We start from the raw sequence: 20,274 nt of genomic DNA on the forward strand, positions 1-20,274 counted from the left end.
CGCGTCCCTCAGGCGTTGAGCGCGACCACGGCCTCGTCGGTGTAGGGCAGGAAGGTCAGCGTCTGGTGGAAGTACAGCTCGATGCCGTGCGCGTCGTGCGCCGTGTAGCCGATCGCCAGGTCCTGGCCGAGCCGCAGCTCGAAGTCGCCCCCGCGCGTGGAGATCACGAACGCGCCGTTCAGGGCCGGGGCCCAGATCAGGTCGCCGTCGAGGATCCGGCTCAGGTGGCCCGCGACGGGATAGCCGTGGTCGGAGGTCTCGCTGACGGCCGTGTACGCGTCGGCGCCGAGCAGCAGCGCGTACGGGCCGTCGACGCCGGCCAGGCGCAGTGCGGTGAGGGCGCGGCTGATGGTGTCCGGGTAGTCGCGCGGCTCGGCGGGCAGGCTCAGGGCCGGGTTCGAGGTGCGCTCCCGCAGTCCGGGGATGCCCGCGGCCTCGTAGCCGTCGAAGATCGCCTGGTCCTCGGCGAACGCCATGGACCGCGCCGCGTCCTTGACCGGCTGCCAGTCGGAGTCGAGCGACCCGCGCTCCACGTCGTCGACCGCTTCCCGGCTGACGACGAAGGGAACCCTGAGCTCGACCAGCGGCCGGGCCCCGCGCAGCCGCGCGGTGACGCCCGGCGCGGGCGGGGCGATCTCCGTGAGATGACCGGTGCCGACCGCCGCCAGCTCCGGCCCCTCGGGACCGGTGACGTCCACGACGCGGCGGCCCGCCACATGGCGCTGGAACGTACGGCGCGCCTCCTCCTCGATCTCCGCCCAGGCGGCGGGCGTGATCGGCGCGAGCTCACGGTGCAGATTGGTGCCGGGGGTGGGGGTGCTCATGATGCTCAGGCTCCTTTGAGGCTGCCGATGCGCAGCGAGCCGCCGACGGCGTCGGCGGCTGTGGGCGGTGGGTCGGGCAGGTCGTCGAGAAAGTCGGCGCTCGGCACGTGGAAGAGGCACCCCGTCACCGCCGTCGAGAAGTCGAGGATGCGGTCGTGGCTGCCGGGCGGATCGCCGAGGAACATGTTGCGCAGCATCCGCTCGGTGACGTCCGGGGTGCGCGCGTAGCCGATGAAGTACGTGCCGAACTCGCCCCGGCCCAGGCTGCCGAACGGCATGTTCTCGCGCAGGATCTGCCGCTCGGTGCCGTCCTCGTCGACGATCGTGTTCAGCGCGACGTGCGAGTCCGCGGGCTTGACGTCGTCGGCCAGTTCGACGTTCGCGGTCTTGGTGCGGCCGATGACCCGCTCCTGCTCGTCGGAGGACAGCGCCTCCCAGGCGGCCATGTCGTGCAGGTACTTCTGCACGATCACGTAGCTGGAGCCGCGGAAGTCCGGGTCCTCGTCGCCTACGTACACCGCCTCGGCGGCCGATCCGCCGACGGGGTTCTCGCTGCCGTCGACGAAGCCCAGCAGGTCGCGCTCGTCGAAGTACTTGAAGCCGTGCACCTCGTCCACGACGGTGACGGCGGATCCGAGCCGGTCGACGAGGAGCCGGGCCAGCTCGAAGCAGAGGTCCATCCGGCGGGCGCGGAAGTGGAACAGCAGATCGCCCGGGGTGGCCGGGGCGAGGTGGCGCGGTCCGGCCAGCGCCTGAAAGGGATGCAGCTCCCGGGGCCTGGGGCCGGCGAAGAGCCGGTCCCAGGCGGTCGAGCCGATCCCGGCGACACAGGTCAGGCCGTCGTCGGGGGAGCGGAAGGCGACCGAGCGCAGCAGTCCGGACAGGTCCTCCAGCGTGTCGCGCACCACGCTCTCGCCGCCGGGAGCGACGGTGACCACGAGGAACACCGCGGCCTTCGCGGGTGGGGTGAGGACGGACTGCGACTCGACCACGAAGTCTCCCGTGACAGCTGCCGTGATTTCTAGTTTTGTCACTTTATGGGTAGATTCGGGGCGCGGCATGTGCGGCAAGTTGGGTGGGTGTGTCCCATCTCACCTGGCGGTAACCGCCGGAGGGGATGGGGCACGGTTGGTTCGCTGTTAAACTTTGAACCAAGGCCCCGACCGTTCTCCCCCGTACGGTCGGGGTCCTTTTTTTGTCGTGCCGCATGTCTCATTGGGACATGTGTCCCAATGAGACGCGAGGGGGTTACTGTGGAAGGGCGGGGGTGAGTGAGATTGACGAAGGAGTCGAGTCATGAAGGCACTTCAGTACCGGACCGTCGGGGCGGCACCCGAGGTCGTCACCGTCCCGGACCCGGAGCCGGGCCCCGGACAGGTCCTCCTGAAGGTGACCGCCGCCGGCGTCTGCCACTCCGACATCGCGGTGATGAGCTGGCCCGCCGAGGGATTCCCCTATGAGCTGCCGCTGACCCTCGGCCACGAGGGGGTCGGCACCGTCGCCGCGCTCGGAGCGGGCGTGGCCGGCCTGAAGGAGGGCGACCCGGTCGCCGTCTACGGACCCTGGGGCTGCGGTTCCTGTGCCAACTGCGCGCAGGGCAAGGAGAACTACTGCCTGCGCGCCGACGAGCTGGGCATCCGCCCGCCCGGACTCGGCGCCCCCGGCTCCATGGCCGAGTACATGATCGTCGACGACCCGCGCCACCTCGTGCCGATCGACGGTCTCGACCCCGTCGCCACCGTGCCGCTCACCGACGCCGGCCTCACCCCGTACCACGCGATCAAGCGCTCGCTGCCCAAGCTGGTGCCCGGCTCCACCGCCGTCGTCATCGGCACCGGCGGGCTCGGCCACGTGGCCATCCAGCTGCTGCGCGCGATGACCGCCGCACGCGTGATCGCGCTCGACGTGACCGAGGACAAGCTCGCCCTCGCCCGGACCGTCGGCGCGCACGAGGCGATTCTTTCGGACAGCGCGGCCGCCGCGAAGGTGCGCGAGCTGACCGGCGGACGCGGCGCCGAGGCCGTCTTCGACTTCGTCGGCGTCCAGCCCACCGTCGAGACCGCCGGCGCGATCGCCGCGGTCGAGGGCGACGTGACCATCGTCGGCATCGGCGGCGGCACGCTCCCGGTCGGCTTCGGTGCGACCAACTTCGAGGTCAGCGTCACCGCGCCCTACTGGGGCAGCCGCGGCGAGCTCATCGAGGTGCTGGACCTGGCCCGGGCCGGAGCCGTCTCCGTGCACACCGAGACGTACTCCCTCGACGACGCGCCCCTGGCGTACGAGCGGCTGCACGACGGCAAGATCAACGGCCGCGCGGTGATCCTCCCCAACGGCTGACACGAGACGCGTACCGTGGTCGAATTCCGGCCACGGTATGCGTTCATCATTCAACTGTCGGCGCGGAGAGGTCTGTTCCGGGTGACGGGTGATCAATAGCCTGAGGTGAACCGTCCGTACATCCCACTTCAGGGAGTGCCATGTCCACCGCGCAGATCCCCGACATACTGTCGCCGGAGTTCGCCGCCGACCCCTACCCCGCCTACCGCGCGCTGCGCGATTCGGCGCCGCTCCTCTGGCACGAGGCGACGCAGAGCTGGATCGTCTCGCGCTACACCGACGTGGAGCGCGTCTTCAAGGACAAGGCGGGCCAGTTCACCACCGACAACTACGACTGGCAGCTCGAGCCCGTCCACGGCAAGACGATCCTCCAGCTCAGCGGCCGTGAGCACGCCGTGCGCCGCGCCCTGGTCGCCCCGGCCTTCCGCGGCAGCGACCTCCAGGAGAAGTTCCTGCCGGTCATCGAGCGCAACTCCCGCGCCCTGATCGACCAGTTCCGCGCCACCGGCTCCGCCGACATCGTCGGCGACTACGCCACCCGCTTCCCGGTCAACGTCATCGCCGACATGCTCGGCCTCGACAAGGCCGACCACGCCCGCTTCCACGGCTGGTACACCGCCGTCATCGCCTTCCTCGGCAACCTCGCGGGGGACGCGGACGTCACGGCGGCGGGGGAGCGCACGCGCGTCGAGTTCGCCGAGTACATGATCCCGATCATCCAGGCCCGCCGCGAGAACCTGGGCGACGACCTGCTCTCCGCGCTGTGCGCCGCCGAGGTCGACGGCGTACGGATGAGCGACGAGGACATCAAGGCGTTCTGCAGCCTGCTCCTCGCGGCCGGCGGAGAGACCACGGACAAGGCGATCGCCAGCATCTTCGCCAACCTGCTCGTCAACCCCGAGCAGTTGGCGGCCGTACGGGAGGACCGCTCGCTGATCGAGCGGGCCTTCGCGGAGACCCTGCGGCACACGCCCCCGGTCCACATGATCATGCGGCAGTCGGCCACCGACGTGGAGCTGTCCGGCGGCACCGTTCCGGCGGGCGCCACCGTCACCTGCCTCATCGGCGCGGCCAACCGCGACGGGGACCGCTACGCCGACCCCGACCGGTTCGACATCTTCCGCGACGACCTCACCTCGACCAAGGCCTTCTCGGCCGCCGCCGACCACCTCGCCTTCGCGCTCGGCCGGCACTTCTGCGTCGGCGCGCTGCTCGCCAAGGCGGAGGTCGAGATCGGCGTGAACCAACTGCTCGACGCGATGCCGGACCTGCGCCTCGCCGACGGCTTCGACCCCGTGGAGCAGGGCGTGTTCACGCGCGGCCCGCAGTCGCTGCCCGTGCGGTTCACCCCGGTCGCCCCCTGAGGGCCCGCCGGGTGTTAACCTCGGAAACATGCTTCGTTCCACGTGTCTGAACTGGTGGCGCCTCACTTAGAGGCGACCCCAGTCATGCACGAACAAGGGCCGTCCCCGGACGGCCCTTCTTGCTTTCCTCCCGCGGATCTCCGCCGACGGAGGCCGGGCCGCCCCGAGGGCGACCACGACCCGTCGAACCGCAGGGAGAGACCATGACCACCACGGTCGAACACCCCACCGCCGACGTCCTCGGCACCACCGCCGCGCGGGCCCGCAGCGCCGAACTGGAGCGGCTCGTCCACAGCGACCCGGGACGCTTCCGGGTCCTCACCGGCGACCGGCCCACCGGACGGCTGCATCTCGGCCACTACTTCGGCACGCTCCACAACCGCGTCAGACTCCAGGACCTCGGTGTCGAGACCTTCGTCCTCGTCCCCGACTACCAGGTCCTCACCGACCGCGACGTCGCCGAGAACCTCAAGGAGTACGTCGCCGAACTCGTCCTGGACCACCTCGCCATCGGCATCGACCCGGACCGCTCCACGATCTTCACGCACAGCGCCGTACCCGCGCTGAACCAGCTGCTGCTGCCGTTCCTCAGCCTCGTCTCCGTCGCCGAGCTGAACCGCAATCCCACCGTGAAGGACGAGATCGCCCACTCCCGCCAGTCGGCCGTCAGCGGGCTCATGCTCACCTACCCCGTGCACCAGGCCGCCGACATCCTCTCCGTCCGGGCCAACCTCGTGCCGGTCGGCCAGGACCAGCTGCCCCACCTGGAGATCACCCGCACCGTCGCCCGCCGCTTCAACGACCGCTACGGCCACGGCACGGAACTCTTCCCGCGCCCCGAGGCCCTGCTGTCCGAGGCGCCGCTGCTGCTCGGCACCGACGGCACCAAGATGAGCAAGAGCCGGGGCAACGCCATCGCGCTGTCCGCCGACGCCGACGAGACCGCGCGGCTGCTGCGCGGCGCGAAGACCGATGCCGAGCGCCGCATCACCTACGAGCCCGAGACCCGCCCCGAGGTCTCGTCCCTCGTCCTGCTCGCCGCGCTCTGCGAGGGCACCGACCCGCGGCAGGTCGCCGAGGAGCTGGGCGACGGGGGAGGGTCCGCGCTCAAGCGCCGCGTCACCGAAGCGGTGAACACCCGCCTGGCGCCGATCCGGGCCCGCCGCGCCGCCTACGCACGCGACCCGCAGCTGGTCAGGGACGTGCTGCGGGCCGGGAACGAGACGGCCAACGCCCTCGCCGAGCAGACCCTCGACGAGGTGCGCGCCGCCATGCACACCGACTACTGACGGCGCGGGGGGCGGCCTACTGGACGACCGGTGTGAAACTCACCGGCAGGGAGGTCAGCCCCCGCATCCAGATCGACGGCCGCCAGGACAGCTCGGCCGGCTCCACCGCGAGCACCAGATCCGGCAGCTTGTCCAGCAGGGTCTCCACCGCGGTGCGCGCGATGACGTCGGCGAGCAGGGGAGCGGGATAGGGGCAGCGGTGCTCGCCGTTGCTGAATGACAGGTGCGCCGCGTTCTCCGCGCCGACGTGGCCCTCGGGCCAGATCTGCGGGTCCGAGTTCGCGGCGGCCAGACCCAGCACCACGCAGTCGCCCGCGCGGATCTGCCGGCCGCCGAGCTGGGTGTCGCGCACCGCCCAGCGGCCGATGAAGTTCTGCGTCGGGGTGTCCAGCCACAGCACCTCGTTCAGCGCCTCGCCGACGCTGAGCCGCCCGCCCGAGACATTGATGGCGAAGCGCTCGTCGGTGAGGAGCAGACGCAGCGTGTTGCAGATCCAGTTCGCCGTCGGCTGCTGGGCCGCCGCGATCACCGAGATCAGGTCCTGCACGATCTCCTCGTCGGTCAGCCCCGCCGGATCCAGGATCATCCGGGACGTGACATCGGCGCCCGGCCGCTCCCGCTTCTCCCGCACCAGGCGCGCGATGCGCTCACCGACGCGGACGTACGCCGCCACCGGGTCGTCGCCTTCGTTGGCGTCCAGGGAGATCCGCAGATCGTCCACCAGATCCTGGGTCTCGTCGGCGAGTTCGGGCATCCCGATCATCTGCACCGCGGCCCGCATCGGCAGCGCGTGCGCGTACGCGGCCATCAGCTCGGCCTGCCCGCTGCCCGCGAACGCGCCGATGAGGCGGTCGGCGATCTGCGCGCAGTCCCGGGCCAGCTCGAACTGGTCGACCTGCTCCAGGGCGTGCGTGATCACCCCGGCGCGGCGCCGGTGCTCGTCGCCCTCGGTGAACAGCACCGAAGGCTGGTACCCGACGAACGGCATGAGCGGCCAGTCCGCCGGGATGTGCTCCCACTGGTTCCAGCGCCGGGAGTCCCGCGCGAACAGCTCGTCGTGCGACGTGACATAGCCGAGCTCGGCATAGCCCAGCACGAGCCACGCGGGCACGTCCCCGTCGAGCAGCACGGGCGCCACCGGGCCGTGCTCCGAGCGCAGCGCGCGGTACAGCTGCGACGGCGTCTGCTGGTACTGCAGGCCGCTGAGCGGGACGGCGCCCGCATGCGCGGGGCAGGCCGATACGGCGGGGGGCGTCGTTTCCGTCACGGTGTCGTCTCCTGGGCCATGGCGATGGCGTAGAGGTGGTCGACGAGGGTGATCAGCACGTCCTTGCCGGACGACCTGACCCGGGCGTCGCAGTCGACCATGGGGATGTGCGCGGGCAGCGCGAGGGCCTGGCGGATCTCGTCCAGGGAATGACGCACCGGCTCGTCGTCGAACCGGTTGACCGCCACCACGAACGGGGTGCCGTGGTGCTCCAGGCGGTCGATCGCGTACCACGAGTCGTCCATGCGCCGGGTGTCGACGAGCACGACCGCGCCCAGGGTGCCGGAGAACAGCCGGTCCCACAGGAACCAGAACCGCTCCTGGCCGGGGGCGCCGAACAGGTAGAGCACCATGTGGTCGTTGAGGCTGATCCGGCCGAAGTCGAAGGCGACCGTGGTCGTCGTCTTGGAGGCCACGGCCGAGGTCTCGTCGACGCCGACGCCCGCCTGCGTCATCACCTCTTCGGTGTTCAGCGGGCGGATCTCGCTGACCGAACGGACCAGCGTGGTCTTGCCGACCCCGAACCCGCCGACCACGACGATCTTGAGGCCGGTGTCCGCGCCGGCGCCGAGCGGTGTGCGCTGCGCGGGCAGCTCAGAGGTTGCGGAGCCCATGGAGCACCTCCTTGAGAAGGGCGGAATCGGGGAGTTCGGCGACGGACGGGGCGGCCCCCGGATGACGGGCGGTGATCTTGCCGCCCGCCTGGAGGTCGCCGAGCAGGATCCGGACGACCGTGATCGGCAGCCGCAGCTCGGCGGCGATCTCCACGACGGCGGTGGGCCGTCGGCACAGTTCGAGAATGCGGACGTGCTCGGACTGCATCCCGGAGGCCGGCTCGCACTCGCTCACCACCAGGGTCACCAGGTCGAAGGAGGCGTCGTCGGCGCGGCTGCGGCCCCCCGTGACCGTGTAGAGACGGTCCGGGGCACCGGTGTCCACCGGCCGCCGCGTCACTGGGCGCCGCCCCCCGCGCCGGTCTGGCGCGGAGCGGCCCGCAGGTGCTCCCCGATCTGCTCGACCAGCTCCGACATCTGATGGCCCACGACACCCGGGTCGGCGTCCTCGTCGGCGACGACCGCGAGATGCGCGCCCTCGCCCGCGTCCACGATGAAGAGCAGCCCGCCGTGGAACTCGGTCATCGAGTGTCGTACGCCGCCGCTGCCGTTGCCGAACTCCACGGACGCGCCCTGGGCCAGGGCCTGGATCCCGGAGCAGATCGCCGAGAGCTGGTCGGCCTGGTCGAGCGTCAGATGCTCGCTCCAGCACAGCTTCAGACCGTCGCGGGACAGGACGAGGGCGTATCGGGTGCCGGGAGTGCGCTCGAGCAGGTTCTCCAGGAGCCAGGTCAGGCTGGTGTCAGTGGTCTGCATGGCGGGGTCGGGACGGCCCGTCCGGCGGTCCGGAGGGCTGCCCGTGCCTCCAATCTCACGGTGTAGAGCGGTGCGGAGCGGGGGTGGAGCGGCCGGGCGAGTGCCGGGGGGTCAGTCCGGGGTGCCGGGCTGGTCGGGGGCCGGGGTGCCGGCGTCCGGGGAGTCGGGCTTGCGGGCTTCCTTCGCCCTGCGTGCGGCGTGGAAGGCGCCGAAGCGGGCACCGGCGTCCCGGGACGGTGTGCGGTCGGCGGCGGGGGCGGGGCGCGAGCGCTCCTGCTCGACCGCGGCCATGGTGCGGCCCGGCGGGCGGACCGGCAGCCCGTTCGGCGTCGACTCGACACCACGGGCGGGGGCCGGCACGACCGGGTCGGTGGTGTCCACGCGGTTCATGGTGTCCATGCTGTCGGTGGGGGCCGGGACACCCGCGGCGGGCGTGCTGTCCGGGACGACCTCCGGGGCCGGGGCGTCGGCGCGCTGGTGCGTCTCGGCGGGCGCCGGACGCGGGATGTTGACGGGCGGTGCCTGCTCGCGCTGCTGGGCGAGGACCTGGGGCGGCAGCAGGACGACGACGCCCGTGCCGCCGCGCGAGGACGGCCGGTAGTTCACCGCGATGCCGTACTTGGCGGCGAGCCGGCCCACGACGGCGAGCCCGAGCCGGGTGCCCTGGAGCGAGGCCAGGTCGGTGACCTGTCCGGACACCGCGTCCTCGGCGCGCCGCATCGCCGCGTCGGCCATCTTCAGGCCGCTGTCCTCGATGGTCACGACCAGGCCCGCGGAGCGCTCCTCCACGTACACGTGCACCTCGTCGATGGGCGGCGAGAAGTTCGCGGCGTTGTCCATGAGTTCGGCGAGCAGGTGCATCACGCCCTCGGCCGCGAAGCCGGCGATGGCCGCGTCCGTCGCGCAGTGCAGCCGCACCCGCTGGTAGGCGGCGATGCGTCCGACGGCGCCGCGCAGCACGCTCTCCATCACGATCGGCCGGTTCCAGGCGCGGCTGGAGCGGCCGCCCATCAGCAGCGCGAGACGGTCCGTCATCAGTCCGAGCTGGGAGGTGGCGTGGTCGAGGCGCAGCAGGTCGCCGAAGACCTCCTCGCCGTGCCGCTCCTGCATGACGCGCAGGTCGGCGAGCATGCTCACGGCCTTCGCCTGCACCCGGCCGAGCGCCTTCGCCGAGGCGGCCTGGGCGGCGGCGCCACGCCGCTCGCTGAGGGCCAGTTCCCGCAGGAACGTCTCGGCCGGAACCCTCAACAGGGGGTTCTCGGGCCAGGTCGGCTCGGCGAGCACGGTGTCGGCCGAGGCGCCCTCGCGCAGCCGCTCCACCGCGGCGGGGAACGTCTCGGAGGCCAGCCGGTCCAACTCGCCCGCCGCCTGCTGGAGTTCGGCGCGGGCGGCGTCGCGCTCCGCGGCGGTCCGCTCGGCCTGGTGCACGGCCTCACCGAGAGAGGTCGTGAACTCCTGGAGGATGCGGGCCAGTTGGGGATCGTAGGGCGGGGCGGGGGCCGGGAGCCGGCCGTCCTGCAGATGCCGCACCACGCCGGGCAGGGTGACGTTCACCAGCTGGGCCGTCTCGGCCGACTGCTGGGTCAACCGGCCGTTCGCCAGGGCCAGTTCGGATCGAGCGGTCTCCGCGTCGCGCCGGGCGCGGCCGAGGGTCGCCGTGTGCACGGCCACGACGACGGCCACGAAGACCCAGGCCGCCAGGGCCGTCCACACCGCCCAGGTGCGCGCGGCCGCCGGAGCGAGCGCGGCCGCGCCGCCTGCCGCGGCGGCCGCCACCACCAGCACGGTGAGCGGCGCGGCCAGCGACGGTCGACCCGCCCCGGCTTTCGGCTGAGAGCGGGCAGAGGAGGGTGGAGCAGGCACTGACATTCCGCGGTCCCTCGGTCGTTGCGTGCGGGGAGCGGCCACTCGACCGGTCGGGTCGGCGGCGGATCCGGCCGTCCGCGCCGAAGAGGACGCCGATCTTCCGGACCGTACGAACGCTCATGCTAGTCACGCCGCGCGACGGGAAGACCGGACAAGCCGGGCAGTTCTCCCGGCGGGCGAGTTCGTCGTGAACTCGCCCCTGCCTCTACCGGTCGTGGTAGCTGCCGGTACGACCTTATATGCGCCACGAAGTCGAGGTGGAAGTGGGTGCGTTGATGCCGGGAGAATCACCGGAAGGTGTCGGTCCGTGCGATTTCAGTGCGTTGCCGAGCGAGAGATTTCGGCCAACATCACGTGTTCTCCGTGATGGTCCAGTGCCCTACCTCCCGGTACTGGGAGTCGTGGATCGCCGCGCCCTCACCCGGTGTGAGGGTGAAGTGGTGGAGATTGCCGCCCCAGTATCGCAGCGCGCGGCCCAGTTCGCGCGCCGCGTCGCCGTCGAAGGCGGTGTCACCCATGTCGATCTCGAGAAGGAACTTCATGCCTTCTACCCTGTCATTGAACCGCCCTTTGAGACTTTCGCGGCCGCGACGCCGCCGCTCGGAGCCGATCCGAAGTTTTCCGCGAAAGAGCGTGCATGCTCGGTCCGATCCCGGGAACCAGAGAACGGACAGGCTCTTGCAGCCCCACCCCCCCCGGGCGCTCGAGCGTGAGCCCCGCCGCCTCCGCTTCTCCCCCCTTGCCGAGGCGGCGGGGCTGTTCTCTGTCCCGGTCTCCGTCCCTAGGCGGCGGGTCGCTCGCCGTGGGCGCGCACGTACTCCTCGCACCGGTCCGTCAGCCGCCGGTAGTGCGGCCAGGAGGGAAAGGCGCGGGGGCGCTGGGCATCGCGGTGCGCGACGAAGGGGCCCGCGGACCTCTTGAGCGCGGCCAGTGTCGGTGCCCAGAGCTCCAGGAAGTCCTTCTCCCGCACGTAGTTCTTGGAGCAGTAGAAGCCCGCGACGTCCAGCGCGGCCAGTGCCCTGTTCGCGAGTTCGTACTGTTCGGGCGTCAGGCTCTCGACGCCTCCCCGCATCTCGTGCAGCACTCGGCGGCCCGCCTGGAGCTGAGGATCTATCAGTGATTCGTGCAGCCGGAGAAAGATGTCCCGCCGGTCGTTCCTGACCGAGCGGAAGATCGAGTACAGGCTGATCAATAACGCGACGGCCGATATGCCGACCGCTGTCTCGTTCATGCGGGCCCCTTCCCCCCTCGGACGCCCGCGCCTCTAGCCCTGGTGGTGGTGCGGCTGCTGGGCCGGGTGGTTCTGCGGGGCCGTCGCCGTGGCGAGCATGCCCTCCGCCTGCTCCTTGGACAGTTGGTGCTCGATGCCGCAGAACGTGCACTGCGTGCGGTACTTCGTCGAGATCGGGAACAGCGGGACGAAGAACAGCGTGAACTTCGTGATGTACTTGCGCAGCGAGTGCGCCGACGGGTTCCCGCAGCCGCCGCAGACGAGCGTGAGCATCGCGAGCTGATACACGTAACCGCGCGTGCCGAAAATGATCATGGGTGGTCCCCTCCCGGTCGATGGCCGCCGCCGAGCGTGGGGCCTCGCGCCATCGTAAGCAGCCTCGGTACCCGCCTCACAAGCCGTACTTGCGGGTGGAATGCTCTTCCTGCGCGAGGCGGCGCAGCGCCAGCAGGACCGGCTCGAAGAGCAGGGCCGCCGCGACCACCAGCTCGGCCTTCTCCGCGTCCCCCGCCAGGTCGTCCAGCCGCTCCATGTCGAGCCGCGCCACCTCGTCCATCCGTCGCGCGTACGCCAGGAGGATCGCGGGATCGCTCGCGTACCCCAGCCGGACGACCGTGGCGACGGTGGTGATCAGCTGGCGGTAGCTGGGGGAGAGGGCGCCGATCTCACGGGCGTGCTCCCAGCCCACCTCCCCGAGACACCAGTCGACCGCCTCGGTGACCTCGGCCGTCAGCGGATCGTCGGCGGGGGCCTCGGGCGGCTGCGGCAGCGACCACATCGCCGCGCCGAGCCGGAAGGTCGTGCCCAGCGAGTCGTCGTCGACGTGCCGGAGCACCTCCCTCGCGGTCGCCACCGGCACCCGGCCGACCTGGATCAGGGCCCGCACCAGATTGAGCCGCCGCAGATGCGCCTCCCCGTACTCCGCCTGCGTCTTGCTGAGCCGCCGCCCCGGCGGCAACAGCCCTTCCCGCAGGTAGTACTTGATCGTGCCGACCGGCACCCCACCGCGCTCGCTGAGCTCCGCCAGCCGCATCTCTTGTGCCCTCCATTGGGAAGTGCCACTATCCAATCACGCGAACACCGGGAGTCCTAGGGGGAGTTGTGCCCGTGAAGCCACGAATGGGACGGACCACGGCCGATGCGGAGGGCGACGTCGTCGTCTTCCTGATCGGCATGCGGATCAATCGATTCTGGGCCGTGCACCACTGGCTCCCGGTGTTCTGCGCCATGCCCATGATGCTCAGGGAGCTCGGCAGGGACCGCGGCCTCGGCCTGCTCCACCACGTCCTCCTCACCGCGAGCCCACGCACGTACTACGTCGTCCAGTACTGGGAGTCGAAGGAGAAGCTGCTCGCGTACGCCGCCGCACCGAGTCGTCGGCACCAGCCGTGGTGGGCGCGCATGAACCGCTACGCCCGCAGGAGCCGTGGTCACGTCGGTCTGTGGCACGAGACGTACGTCGTGCCCGCGGGCTCCTACGAGACGATCTACGCCGACATGCCCCCGCACGGACTCGCCAGGGCGCACGGCGTGCGCCCCCTCGGCGACGGGGTGCAGGCGCGCGACCGGCTGGCGGTCTGACTCGGCCACATTGCGCGCCCGGAGCACTACGGACCGTACCGATGCGGCCACGCCGCCCGCCCGAATCGGCATTTCGGGGCTCGTGATGAAAGGATTGGGCCCATGGCAATCAAGACCTACTTCGACATCACGATCAACGACGAGCCCGCCGGGCGGATCACGTTCAACCTCTTCGAGGACGTCGTCCCGAAGACCGCGGAGAACTTCCGTGCCCTGTGCACGGGCGAGAAGGGCTTCGGCTACGCCGGCTCGTCCTTCCACCGCGTCATCCCGCAGTTCATGCTGCAGGGCGGCGACTTCACCGCCGGCAACGGCACGGGTGGCAAGAGCATCTACGGCGAGAAGTTCGCCGACGAGAACTTCCAGCTCAAGCACACCAAGCCGGGCCTGCTCTCGATGGCCAACGCCGGCCCGAACACGAACGGCTCGCAGTTCTTCATCACCACCATCGTCACCGACTGGCTGGACGGCAAGCACGTCGTCTTCGGCGAGGTCGAGGACGGCATGGAGCTCGTGAAGAAGATCGAGTCGCTCGGCTCGCGCAGCGGTGCCACCGCCGCGAAGATCACGATCGCCGAGTCCGGCCAGCTCTGATCCAGGACGCACGACGGCGGAAGCCGGGAACCCACCGCGCGGTGGATTCCCGGCTTCCGCCGTGTTCGGGGCCCGGAACGGCTACCCGAAGCGCTCGATCCGGATCCGCTCCACCGGCTGACCGAGGTCGACCAGGAGCCGGGAGGCGTGCTCGGCGAACGCGTTGGAGCCGCACACGTACGCCTCCCACGCGGGCGCGCCCCGCGTGAAGCACGGCGCCAGATGGTCGGCCGCCAGGCGCCGGCGATCGCCCTCGCGGGTCAGCACCGGCGTCGTCTCGTCCCCGTACTCGGCGCCGTAGATCAGGTCCTCGGCCGTGCGCGCGGACACGAACAGGCGCAAGGGGACGGTCAGCCGCCGCAGCCGGTGGTGGCGCAGCATCGACATCAGCGGGACCACGCCCGACCCGGCCCCGATCAGCAGCGCGGGCCGGTCGCCCGGCCACGCGAAGAAGCCGCTGAGCGGGCCGCGGACCTCCACCGTGTCACCGACCCGGGCGACGGTGTGGAGGTGGCCGGAGACCTCGCCGTCGTCGACGTGGTCGAGGGTGAGCTCGATGTGCCCGGTGTCGTCCGGCGGCGAGGCGAGCGAGTAGTGGCGCTGCGCCGTGTAGCCGTCCTCGGCGGTCAGCCGCAGGATCAGATGCTGGCCCGGCAGATGTCCCTGCCAGCCCGGCACCGCGAACCGGAACGTCGACACGTGGGGCGTCTCGCGGCGGATCCCGGTGATCTCCGCGCGCTGCCAGGCGGCCGCGGTCTGCCGGCCGACGGCGATCCGCCCGGGCACGGCGAACCGGGTGGGCGGCGTGAAGGTCGTCTCAGTCACCGGAGTACCGCTGCTCCTCCCACGGGTTGCCCCGCGCGTGGTACCCGTTCTGCTCCCAGAAGCCGGGCTCGTCGTGGTCGAGCAGCCGCAGGCCCGCGAGCCACTTCACGCTCTTCCAGAAGTACAGGTGCGGCACCAGCAGACGAGCGGGCCCGCCGTGCTCGGCCGGCAGTGGCTCGTCGCCGTATGAGAAGGCCACCCAGGCCCTGCCGCCGCTGACGTCGGCGAGCGGCAGGTTCGCCGAGTAGCCGGTGTGGGAGTACGCGACCACGTGCGTGGCCGAGGCGTCGGGGCGCACCGCGTCGAGGAAGGCGTCCAGCGGGACGCCGCCGAAGCGCACCCCGAACTTGGACCAGCCGGTCACGCAGTGGATGTCGCCCTCGTACGCCGACGGGGGCAGGGCGCGCGCCTCGTCCCAGGTCCAGGTGCGCTCCTCGGCGACCAGACCGTCGACGCGGAAGGTCCAGTCCCGCTCGGCGATCCGCGGCGTCACCTCCGCGGACAGGACGGGCCAGTCGTCGCGCGCGTCGTACTGGCCGGGCGGCAGTCCCGGATCGTGTCGGCGGGGGCGCCCCACGAAGCCGCGGGTGGCGGGGACGGTCATGCGGGGAACTCCAGGTCGAGAGGGGTGTGGCACGCACACGTGCGCAGGACAACCCTGCCATCCCGGGGCCCTCCGACGCACATCCGTTCGGCCGTGGCCTACGCGCGCGGACCCACCGGCACGCCCAGCGGCCGGGCCAGACCCGTGATGCCCTCGTCGAGCCGCTGAAGATGGCGCAGCACGCGGAACGTGACGGTGTTCGCGGCCGGCATTCCGAGGCCGTCGGTCTCCAGCATCGCCGTGATGCTCGCGCCCGACTCGACGCGGCCCGTGTCCTCCGTCTCGTTCACGTGCGCGACCAGGACGTCGATGTTGTGGTCGATGCGCTGCGCCGCGCGCGCCAGCCGCGGATCCGCGCCGATCCGCTTGCTGTACGGGACGAGCTCGGCCGTCGCCGCCAGGGAGCGGGCGTGATACGCGGAGGTCTCGAGCAGCGCCACCAGATAGCGGGCGGTCTGCCGGCGCTCGCGCAGCGGTGTGATCGGGTGCGTCAGCGGCTGGGTCGCCGCCCGCAGCTCGTCGAGCGCCGTGTCGAGGTCGCGGGCCTTGTCGAGCAGATCGACGGCGGGCCCTCCGCTGAGCTGCGCCACGGCGCCCTCCACGACCTCGCCGAGCCGCTCCAGGACGGCGGCGAGCTGTTCGTCGGTGCGCCGGTCGGTGCGGACCGGAAGCACCAGCATCGCCGCGATGATGCCGCAGGCCGCGCCCAGCGCCGTCTCCTCGATGCGCAGGACGAGCACGTCGAGGCTGTAGGTGTTCAGCAGGGTGTAGAGCAGACCCAGCATCGCCGTCACGAAGAACGACATGAGCGCGTACGACAGCGGAGCGGTGAAGAACATCGCGAACACGCAGACGAGGACGAGCACGAACGCGAGCCAGGTGTGGTTCCCGACGGCGCCCGCGAGCGCCACACCGGCGACGACCCCCAGCACGGTGCCGAGCAGCCGCCGGTACCCCTTCACGACGATCTCGCCCGTCGACGCGGTGTTCAGGAAGACGACCCAGCAGGTCAGGACCGCCCAGTACCAGCGCTGCGAGGACAGGAACTCGCCGCCGACGATGGCGAGCGCCGAACCGACGCCGACCTGGAACGCGGCCCGCGTGGTGGGCCGCTGGAAACCCGAAGGCTCCGGTGTCTCGTCCTTCTCGGCGCTCGTGATGGACACGTCCTCGGCGTCGAACTCCTCGCGCGAGCGCGTCGTCGCGGGGGAGTCGTCCGACTCGTCCTGCGGTCCGTCGAGCGCGAGCCGCAGACCCAGGACGGAGCGGGCCGCCTCACCGATGCCGCGGAAGACGTCCTGCACCGCGAGGGTCGTGCCGGGCGGTATGGACTCCTCGTCGCGGTAGCCGAGCAGCCGGTTGCGGACGTGGGCGACGGCCGTGCCGCGGTTGGCCTCGGCGGGACGGGCCACCATCAGGCGCAGCGCGCCCAGGTCGCGGCGGAGCAGCGTGGTGGACTCGTCCTCGGCGCGCAGCAGCTTCCCGGTGGCGGGCACCGGGGCGCCCGGCAGATGCAGCGTCAGGGTGTCGGCGCGCTCCGCGCTGCGGGCGGTGAGCAGCAGCATGCCGAGGCGTTCGGCGGCCACCTCGGCGTCGGCGACACGGCGCTGGATGAGCGCGGCCGCGGCGTCGTCGCGGGTGCCGTCCTCCAGCCGGCCCTGGATCATCAGCGCGGTCTCGTGCAGCCGCGCGGTGTGCCGGCGCAGATCGTCGAGGACGTCGTCCAGGTCGCCGGGCGGCGCGTCGAGCAGCTGTGTCTGGGCGTCCACGAGCTGCGCGAGCCGTGCCCGGAACGCGTCGCGCAGCCGCCCGAGCACCCGCTGCGGGGTCTCCGGCACCAGCGCGAACCGGGCCACGGCGCTGCAGGCGAACGCGATCGCCAAAGTGCCGAAGAGGACCGGCAGTTGATCCACCGACGCGTTCACGAACAGGGACACGAAGTACACCTGGAAACCGATCAGGCCGAGCGCCGTGCCCCGGTCGCCGAACCTGCGGCTGTAGACCGCGCCGACGATGAGGGCGACGAAGAACGCGTCCCCCACGACGACCAGGCTGTGCAGCAGCGCGCCCAGCGTCATCGCCACGAGGGCGGTCGGCAGCCCGAGCGCGAGGGTCGCCGCCTGCCCGCGCACGGTCTTCTCGCGGATCGCGAAGGTGGCGACCATCGACGCCATCGCGCCCGCGACCATGTGGGTCACGTCCGTGCCGAGCAGGGCGAGCACGCCGAGCGTGAGCCCGATCGCCGCCACGGTGCGCACTCCGGCCGTCAGCCGCAGCAGCCCGGGGTCGGAGGCCACGAAGCGGTCCCACGTCGCGGTCAGGGTCGGCCGTCGCGCCACCTGCGTCACTCCAAGATCGATCCGGCGTTCGTCCCCCGAGCATACGAGCCCGCGCGCGCGGCTCTGACGTGCGCACGGCCCGGCTCGGGGCCGGCGGAATCGGGAGGTCGGCGGGGTGCGGCGGTCACGGTCCTGAACTCGACGGGCCCGCCGCCGAATTGAGCGTGGGCCCGGCGAGATGCCCGGCGGCCTACTGCGCGGACTTGAGGACGGCCGCCACGAGCGGCCCCGACGACTCGCCGCCCCGCCCACCGCGCCGCATCACGGCGGCCGCGGCGAGATCGCCGTGCCAGGCGGCGAACCAGCCGTTGGGCTTCTTCTGCCCGATGACCTCGGCCGACCCGGTCTTCGCTCCGATGTCGCCGGTGAGCCCCGCCATGGAGCCGGACGCCGAACCGGAGGTCGCCGTCGTGTGCAGAAGATCACGCAGTTGCGCGTGCGCGGCCGGATCGAGCGGACGGTGCGCCGTGGCCAGCGTGCGGTGGTCGACGTCCGGGGCGACGAGGTAGGGCTGCCGGAACCGCCCGGTCCGCGCCGTGGACACCACCGACGCCATCGTCAGCGGGTTCATCCGCACCTCGCCCTGTCCGATCATCGAGGCCGCCTTCGACGCGGCGTGCTCGACCGGGACCGCTCCGGCGAACACTTCGACACCCGCCGACCACCGCTCCCCGATCCCGAACACGTCCCGGGCCTGCCGGGACAGCGCGTCGTCGGCGATCTTGCCCGCCTGCGTGATGAAGGCGGTGTTGCAGGACGCCGCGAAACTGCTGCGGAACGTACCGCCGACGATGTCGAAGTCGTCGACGTTGTGGAACTTCCAGCCGCCGTACGAAGCGTTCTTCGGGCACGGGTGCGGCTTGTCGGGGTCGGCGAGCTTCTTCTCCAGGAGCAGCGACGCCGTGATCATCTTCATCGTCGAGCCCGGCGCGAGCCGCCCGCGCAACGCCGTGTCCGGGCCCTTGTCGCCGGATCCCGCGACGGCCAGGATCTCGCCGGTCGACGGCTTCAGCACCACCAGCGAGGCGTCCGGGCGCAGCGCCACCTCCCGCTCGGCCGCCTTCTGGACGCGCGGGTCGATCGTGGTCCGCACCCGCCCGGGCGCCCCTTGCGGCACGGACGCCAGCACCTGACCGCCGGGCCCCGTCCGCAGCTCGACCCCCGGCCGGCCGCCCGCCTTGCCGACGTAGCCGCCGCGCAGCCCGTCCATCACGTGGGCGAGCGAGGGGAAGGCACGCGTGTCGAGGGGCTCGCCGCTCCGGTCGAGGGCTTCGACGCGCGCGGGGCTCGTCTCCCGCACCGCGAACCGCGCGCCGTCGCCCAGCCGGGGATGCAGCACGGCCGGTCGCCAGGCCACGACGGGCTTCCCGTCCCCGGCCCGCCGCACCACGGTGAGCCCGGAGTCGTACGTCACCGGTGCGCGGCCGCCCTCGTACGAGAACCGGGCGCGCACCGAGAAGGGGACGCGGGCGCCCTCGGGGGTGCCGGCCGTGAGGCGTACGGGGGTGAGGTGACCGCGGTCCCGGTAGTCGCGCAGCGCCCGGCCGGCGGCCGTCGCGTCGTCCGTGCGGTCCGCGGCCCGCTCCGCGTCGCCGTCGGCCCAGGCGTCGAGGAACCCGTCGGCGGCGCCGCGGATCTCCGACGCCGACAGCGGGCCGGTCCGGGGAGCCGGATCGCCCGCCGCCGTGAGCGCCCAGCCACCCGCTCCGAGGGCGACGACGGCCACGGCGCCGCCGATCCACAGACCGCGTTTCCCGCCGGTGCCCTGCCGCTCGTCGCCCACGGGTCCTCCGCACTGCCGAAGCCTCGAGATCCTGAGGGCTCACCGTAGGCAGGTCCCGGGGGCGCTTCCCTGGCGGAATGAGCCGTTCAGGGGTGCGGGATCACCCCAGGCCGACAGCGGCCATCGTGAGATCGGCCATGGCGGATTCGCCGAGCGCGTTCGGATGCACCGGTACGAAGTTGGTGCCGAACAGCGCGGGCTCGACCCAGCGGGTGCCGCTCGCCCGACACGCGTCGTGGCCCTCGGACGCCTGGGCCAGATCGACGTAGGTGGCGCCCGTCTCGGCCGCGGCCCGCCGCACCGCGGTGTTGAGGTGGGTCTGGATGTCCCGCACGTACGGCACGTCACCGGTGGCGATCGGCATCTTCGCGAAGCAGCCCGGCTGCGCCTTCGCCGGCATGATCCACGGGTAGCCGAGGATCGCGACGCGCGCTTGCGGCGCCTTGTTCCGCACCGCCTGGAGCGCGGTCTTCACCGCCGGATACGTCTTGGCGTCGATGTCGTCGCTGAACCTGGTGCCGTTCTGGTCCTTGCACGGGCTGCCCTGACCGGCGGAGAGCACCCCGGCGCCGGCGCACGTGAGGATCGTGCTGATGAAGGTGTTGTTGTCGTTGCCGCCGATGGTCAGGGTCACCAGCCGGGTGTCCGCGCCCAGCGCGTCCAGCTGCGGCGCGACGCCCGGGTACTGGGCGCCGGCGAAGTCCTTGGTCTGCGCTCCGCCGCAGGTCACGTCCTTGAGCGCGGCGCCGGTGCGCTCCGCGATCACATGCGGGTAGTTCTTGGTGGAGCGGGCGCACAGCGGGGACGCGGACGGATCGAGCGGCAGGACGCCGGAGGCCGCGCTGTAGCTGTCGCCGAGCGCCACATAGGGAAGGGGTTGATCAGTGGCCTGTGCGGGCGCGGCAAGCCCGACGAGGGCCGCGCCGGACGCCACCGCCACTGCCGCGACACGTCCGCCCCGGAACGCGCGAATCACCATCTGCAGCTCCTTCGAAACCGG

Annotated in this window: 21 protein-coding genes; 5 read left to right on the forward strand and 16 right to left on the reverse strand. The window is 71.8% G+C overall.

Going from position 1 to position 20,274, the window contains the following annotated elements; translation table 11 throughout:
* Positions 1–8: 8 nt before the first annotated feature.
* Together ABZ930_RS06615 and ABZ930_RS06620 are read right to left on the reverse strand one after the other, a co-directional pair.
* Complete coding sequence (locus ABZ930_RS06615) at positions 9–824, reverse strand: family 1 encapsulin nanocompartment shell protein (protein WP_361542499.1); 816 nt, start codon at positions 822–824, stop codon at positions 9–11.
* Positions 825–829: 5 nt separating this feature from the next.
* Complete coding sequence (locus tag ABZ930_RS06620; RefSeq protein ID WP_361542502.1) at positions 830–1,816, reverse strand: Dyp-type peroxidase; 987 nt, start codon at positions 1,814–1,816, stop codon at positions 830–832.
* A 304-nt stretch (positions 1,817–2,120) separates the two neighbouring features.
* Here ABZ930_RS06620 and ABZ930_RS06625 point away from each other — a divergent pair, with 304 nt between their 5' ends.
* The 3 genes from ABZ930_RS06625 to trpS all read left to right on the forward strand — a co-directional run bounded on the left by ABZ930_RS06625 (position 2,121) and on the right by trpS (position 5,814).
* A complete protein-coding gene (locus ABZ930_RS06625) occupies positions 2,121–3,161 on the forward strand; it encodes an NAD(P)-dependent alcohol dehydrogenase (protein WP_361542505.1) in 1,041 nt (346 codons plus the stop codon).
* Between the two features lie 140 nt (positions 3,162–3,301).
* The gene (locus ABZ930_RS06630) at positions 3,302–4,525 is read left to right on the forward strand and encodes a cytochrome P450 (protein ID WP_361542508.1); all 1,224 of its coding nucleotides are present in this window, start codon (positions 3,302–3,304) and stop codon (positions 4,523–4,525) included.
* 203 nt (positions 4,526–4,728) lie between these two features.
* Positions 4,729–5,814 (forward strand): tryptophan--tRNA ligase, encoded by a 1,086-nt coding sequence (gene trpS / locus ABZ930_RS06635; RefSeq protein ID WP_361542511.1) that lies wholly within the window; start codon positions 4,729–4,731, stop codon positions 5,812–5,814.
* 16 nt (positions 5,815–5,830) lie between these two features.
* Here the strand turns inward: trpS and ABZ930_RS06640 are convergent, their stop codons facing one another.
* The 9 genes from ABZ930_RS06640 to ABZ930_RS06680 all read right to left on the reverse strand — a co-directional run bounded on the left by ABZ930_RS06640 (position 5,831) and on the right by ABZ930_RS06680 (position 12,581).
* A complete protein-coding gene (locus tag ABZ930_RS06640; RefSeq protein ID WP_361542514.1) occupies positions 5,831–7,081 on the reverse strand; it encodes a cytochrome P450 in 1,251 nt (416 codons plus the stop codon).
* A complete protein-coding gene (locus ABZ930_RS06645) occupies positions 7,078–7,695 on the reverse strand; it encodes an ATP/GTP-binding protein (RefSeq protein ID WP_111664449.1) in 618 nt (205 codons plus the stop codon). The genes ABZ930_RS06640 and ABZ930_RS06645 overlap by 4 nt, the downstream gene beginning before the upstream one ends.
* Positions 7,676–8,035, reverse strand: a complete 360-nt coding sequence (locus ABZ930_RS06650; protein WP_361542517.1) for a DUF742 domain-containing protein — start codon at positions 8,033–8,035, stop codon at positions 7,676–7,678. The genes ABZ930_RS06645 and ABZ930_RS06650 overlap by 20 nt, the downstream gene beginning before the upstream one ends.
* Entirely contained in the window at positions 8,032–8,451 is a 420-nt protein-coding gene (locus ABZ930_RS06655) for a roadblock/LC7 domain-containing protein (protein WP_361542520.1), read from the reverse strand. Before ABZ930_RS06655 ends, ABZ930_RS06650 begins: the two co-directional genes overlap by 4 nt.
* A gap of 111 nt (positions 8,452–8,562) precedes the next feature.
* A complete protein-coding gene (locus ABZ930_RS06660) occupies positions 8,563–10,236 on the reverse strand; it encodes an ATP-binding protein (protein WP_361542885.1) in 1,674 nt (557 codons plus the stop codon).
* Positions 10,237–10,667: 431 nt separating this feature from the next.
* Entirely contained in the window at positions 10,668–10,859 is a 192-nt protein-coding gene (locus ABZ930_RS06665; protein ID WP_361542523.1) for a hypothetical protein, read from the reverse strand.
* Between the two features lie 239 nt (positions 10,860–11,098).
* Positions 11,099–11,548 carry a hypothetical protein gene (locus ABZ930_RS06670; protein ID WP_361542526.1) on the reverse strand — a complete coding sequence of 150 codons (450 nt, stop codon included), beginning with the start codon at positions 11,546–11,548 and terminating at the stop codon, positions 11,099–11,101.
* Positions 11,549–11,581: 33 nt separating this feature from the next.
* The gene (locus tag ABZ930_RS06675) at positions 11,582–11,863 is read right to left on the reverse strand and encodes a zinc-ribbon domain-containing protein (RefSeq protein ID WP_361542529.1); all 282 of its coding nucleotides are present in this window, start codon (positions 11,861–11,863) and stop codon (positions 11,582–11,584) included.
* Between the two features lie 76 nt (positions 11,864–11,939).
* Positions 11,940–12,581: a MerR family transcriptional regulator gene (locus ABZ930_RS06680; RefSeq protein WP_361542532.1), complete on the reverse strand. Its 642-nt coding sequence runs from the start codon at positions 12,579–12,581 to the stop codon at positions 11,940–11,942.
* A gap of 86 nt (positions 12,582–12,667) precedes the next feature.
* Here ABZ930_RS06680 and ABZ930_RS06685 point away from each other — a divergent pair, with 86 nt between their 5' ends.
* Both ABZ930_RS06685 and ABZ930_RS06690 read left to right on the forward strand, forming a co-directional pair.
* Positions 12,668–13,129: a DUF4188 domain-containing protein gene (locus ABZ930_RS06685; protein WP_361542535.1), complete on the forward strand. Its 462-nt coding sequence runs from the start codon at positions 12,668–12,670 to the stop codon at positions 13,127–13,129.
* A gap of 102 nt (positions 13,130–13,231) precedes the next feature.
* Positions 13,232–13,723, forward strand: a complete 492-nt coding sequence (locus tag ABZ930_RS06690; protein WP_111664444.1) for a peptidylprolyl isomerase — start codon at positions 13,232–13,234, stop codon at positions 13,721–13,723.
* A gap of 81 nt (positions 13,724–13,804) precedes the next feature.
* On the opposite strand, the gene ABZ930_RS06695 is transcribed toward ABZ930_RS06690, so the two are convergent.
* From ABZ930_RS06695 to ABZ930_RS06715, 5 genes are all read right to left on the reverse strand, one after another.
* Entirely contained in the window at positions 13,805–14,548 is a 744-nt protein-coding gene (locus tag ABZ930_RS06695; RefSeq protein ID WP_361542539.1) for a ferredoxin reductase, read from the reverse strand.
* A complete protein-coding gene (locus ABZ930_RS06700; protein ID WP_361542542.1) occupies positions 14,541–15,152 on the reverse strand; it encodes a sulfite oxidase-like oxidoreductase in 612 nt (203 codons plus the stop codon). Before ABZ930_RS06700 ends, ABZ930_RS06695 begins: the two co-directional genes overlap by 8 nt.
* A 98-nt stretch (positions 15,153–15,250) precedes the next feature.
* Positions 15,251–17,491 (reverse strand): FUSC family protein, encoded by a 2,241-nt coding sequence (locus ABZ930_RS06705; RefSeq protein ID WP_361542545.1) that lies wholly within the window; start codon positions 17,489–17,491, stop codon positions 15,251–15,253.
* A gap of 190 nt (positions 17,492–17,681) precedes the next feature.
* Positions 17,682–19,274 (reverse strand): penicillin-binding transpeptidase domain-containing protein, encoded by a 1,593-nt coding sequence (locus ABZ930_RS06710; protein WP_361542548.1) that lies wholly within the window; start codon positions 19,272–19,274, stop codon positions 17,682–17,684.
* Between the two features lie 100 nt (positions 19,275–19,374).
* Entirely contained in the window at positions 19,375–20,253 is an 879-nt protein-coding gene (locus tag ABZ930_RS06715; protein ID WP_361542551.1) for an SGNH/GDSL hydrolase family protein, read from the reverse strand.
* Between the last annotated feature and the right edge of the window lie 21 nt (positions 20,254–20,274).

This window comes from Streptomyces sp. NPDC046716 (assembly GCF_040645755.1).
Lineage (GTDB): Bacteria > Actinomycetota > Actinomycetes > Streptomycetales > Streptomycetaceae > Streptomyces.

What these genes read in the sequence shown, in the direction of transcription:
- ABZ930_RS06685 (WP_361542535.1), top strand. Translation starts at nt 12,668, where the DNA reads ATGGGACGGACCACGGCCGATGCGGAGGGCGACGTCGTCGTCTTCCTG.
- ABZ930_RS06690 (WP_111664444.1), top strand. Translation starts at nt 13,232, where the DNA reads ATGGCAATCAAGACCTACTTCGACATCACGATCAACGACGAGCCCGCC.
- ABZ930_RS06655 (WP_361542520.1), bottom strand. Translation starts at nt 8,451, where the DNA reads ATGCAGACCACTGACACCAGCCTGACCTGGCTCCTGGAGAACCTGCTC.
- ABZ930_RS06680 (WP_361542532.1), bottom strand. Translation starts at nt 12,581, where the DNA reads ATGCGGCTGGCGGAGCTCAGCGAGCGCGGTGGGGTGCCGGTCGGCACG.
- ABZ930_RS06615 (WP_361542499.1), bottom strand. Translation starts at nt 824, where the DNA reads ATGAGCACCCCCACCCCCGGCACCAATCTGCACCGTGAGCTCGCGCCG.
- trpS (WP_361542511.1), top strand. Translation starts at nt 4,729, where the DNA reads ATGACCACCACGGTCGAACACCCCACCGCCGACGTCCTCGGCACCACC.
- ABZ930_RS06670 (WP_361542526.1), bottom strand. Translation starts at nt 11,548, where the DNA reads ATGAACGAGACAGCGGTCGGCATATCGGCCGTCGCGTTATTGATCAGC.
- ABZ930_RS06630 (WP_361542508.1), top strand. Translation starts at nt 3,302, where the DNA reads ATGTCCACCGCGCAGATCCCCGACATACTGTCGCCGGAGTTCGCCGCC.
- ABZ930_RS06700 (WP_361542542.1), bottom strand. Translation starts at nt 15,152, where the DNA reads ATGACCGTCCCCGCCACCCGCGGCTTCGTGGGGCGCCCCCGCCGACAC.
- ABZ930_RS06715 (WP_361542551.1), bottom strand. Translation starts at nt 20,253, where the DNA reads ATGGTGATTCGCGCGTTCCGGGGCGGACGTGTCGCGGCAGTGGCGGTG.
- ABZ930_RS06645 (WP_111664449.1), bottom strand. Translation starts at nt 7,695, where the DNA reads ATGGGCTCCGCAACCTCTGAGCTGCCCGCGCAGCGCACACCGCTCGGC.
- ABZ930_RS06675 (WP_361542529.1), bottom strand. Translation starts at nt 11,863, where the DNA reads ATGATCATTTTCGGCACGCGCGGTTACGTGTATCAGCTCGCGATGCTC.
- ABZ930_RS06625 (WP_361542505.1), top strand. Translation starts at nt 2,121, where the DNA reads ATGAAGGCACTTCAGTACCGGACCGTCGGGGCGGCACCCGAGGTCGTC.
- ABZ930_RS06665 (WP_361542523.1), bottom strand. Translation starts at nt 10,859, where the DNA reads ATGAAGTTCCTTCTCGAGATCGACATGGGTGACACCGCCTTCGACGGC.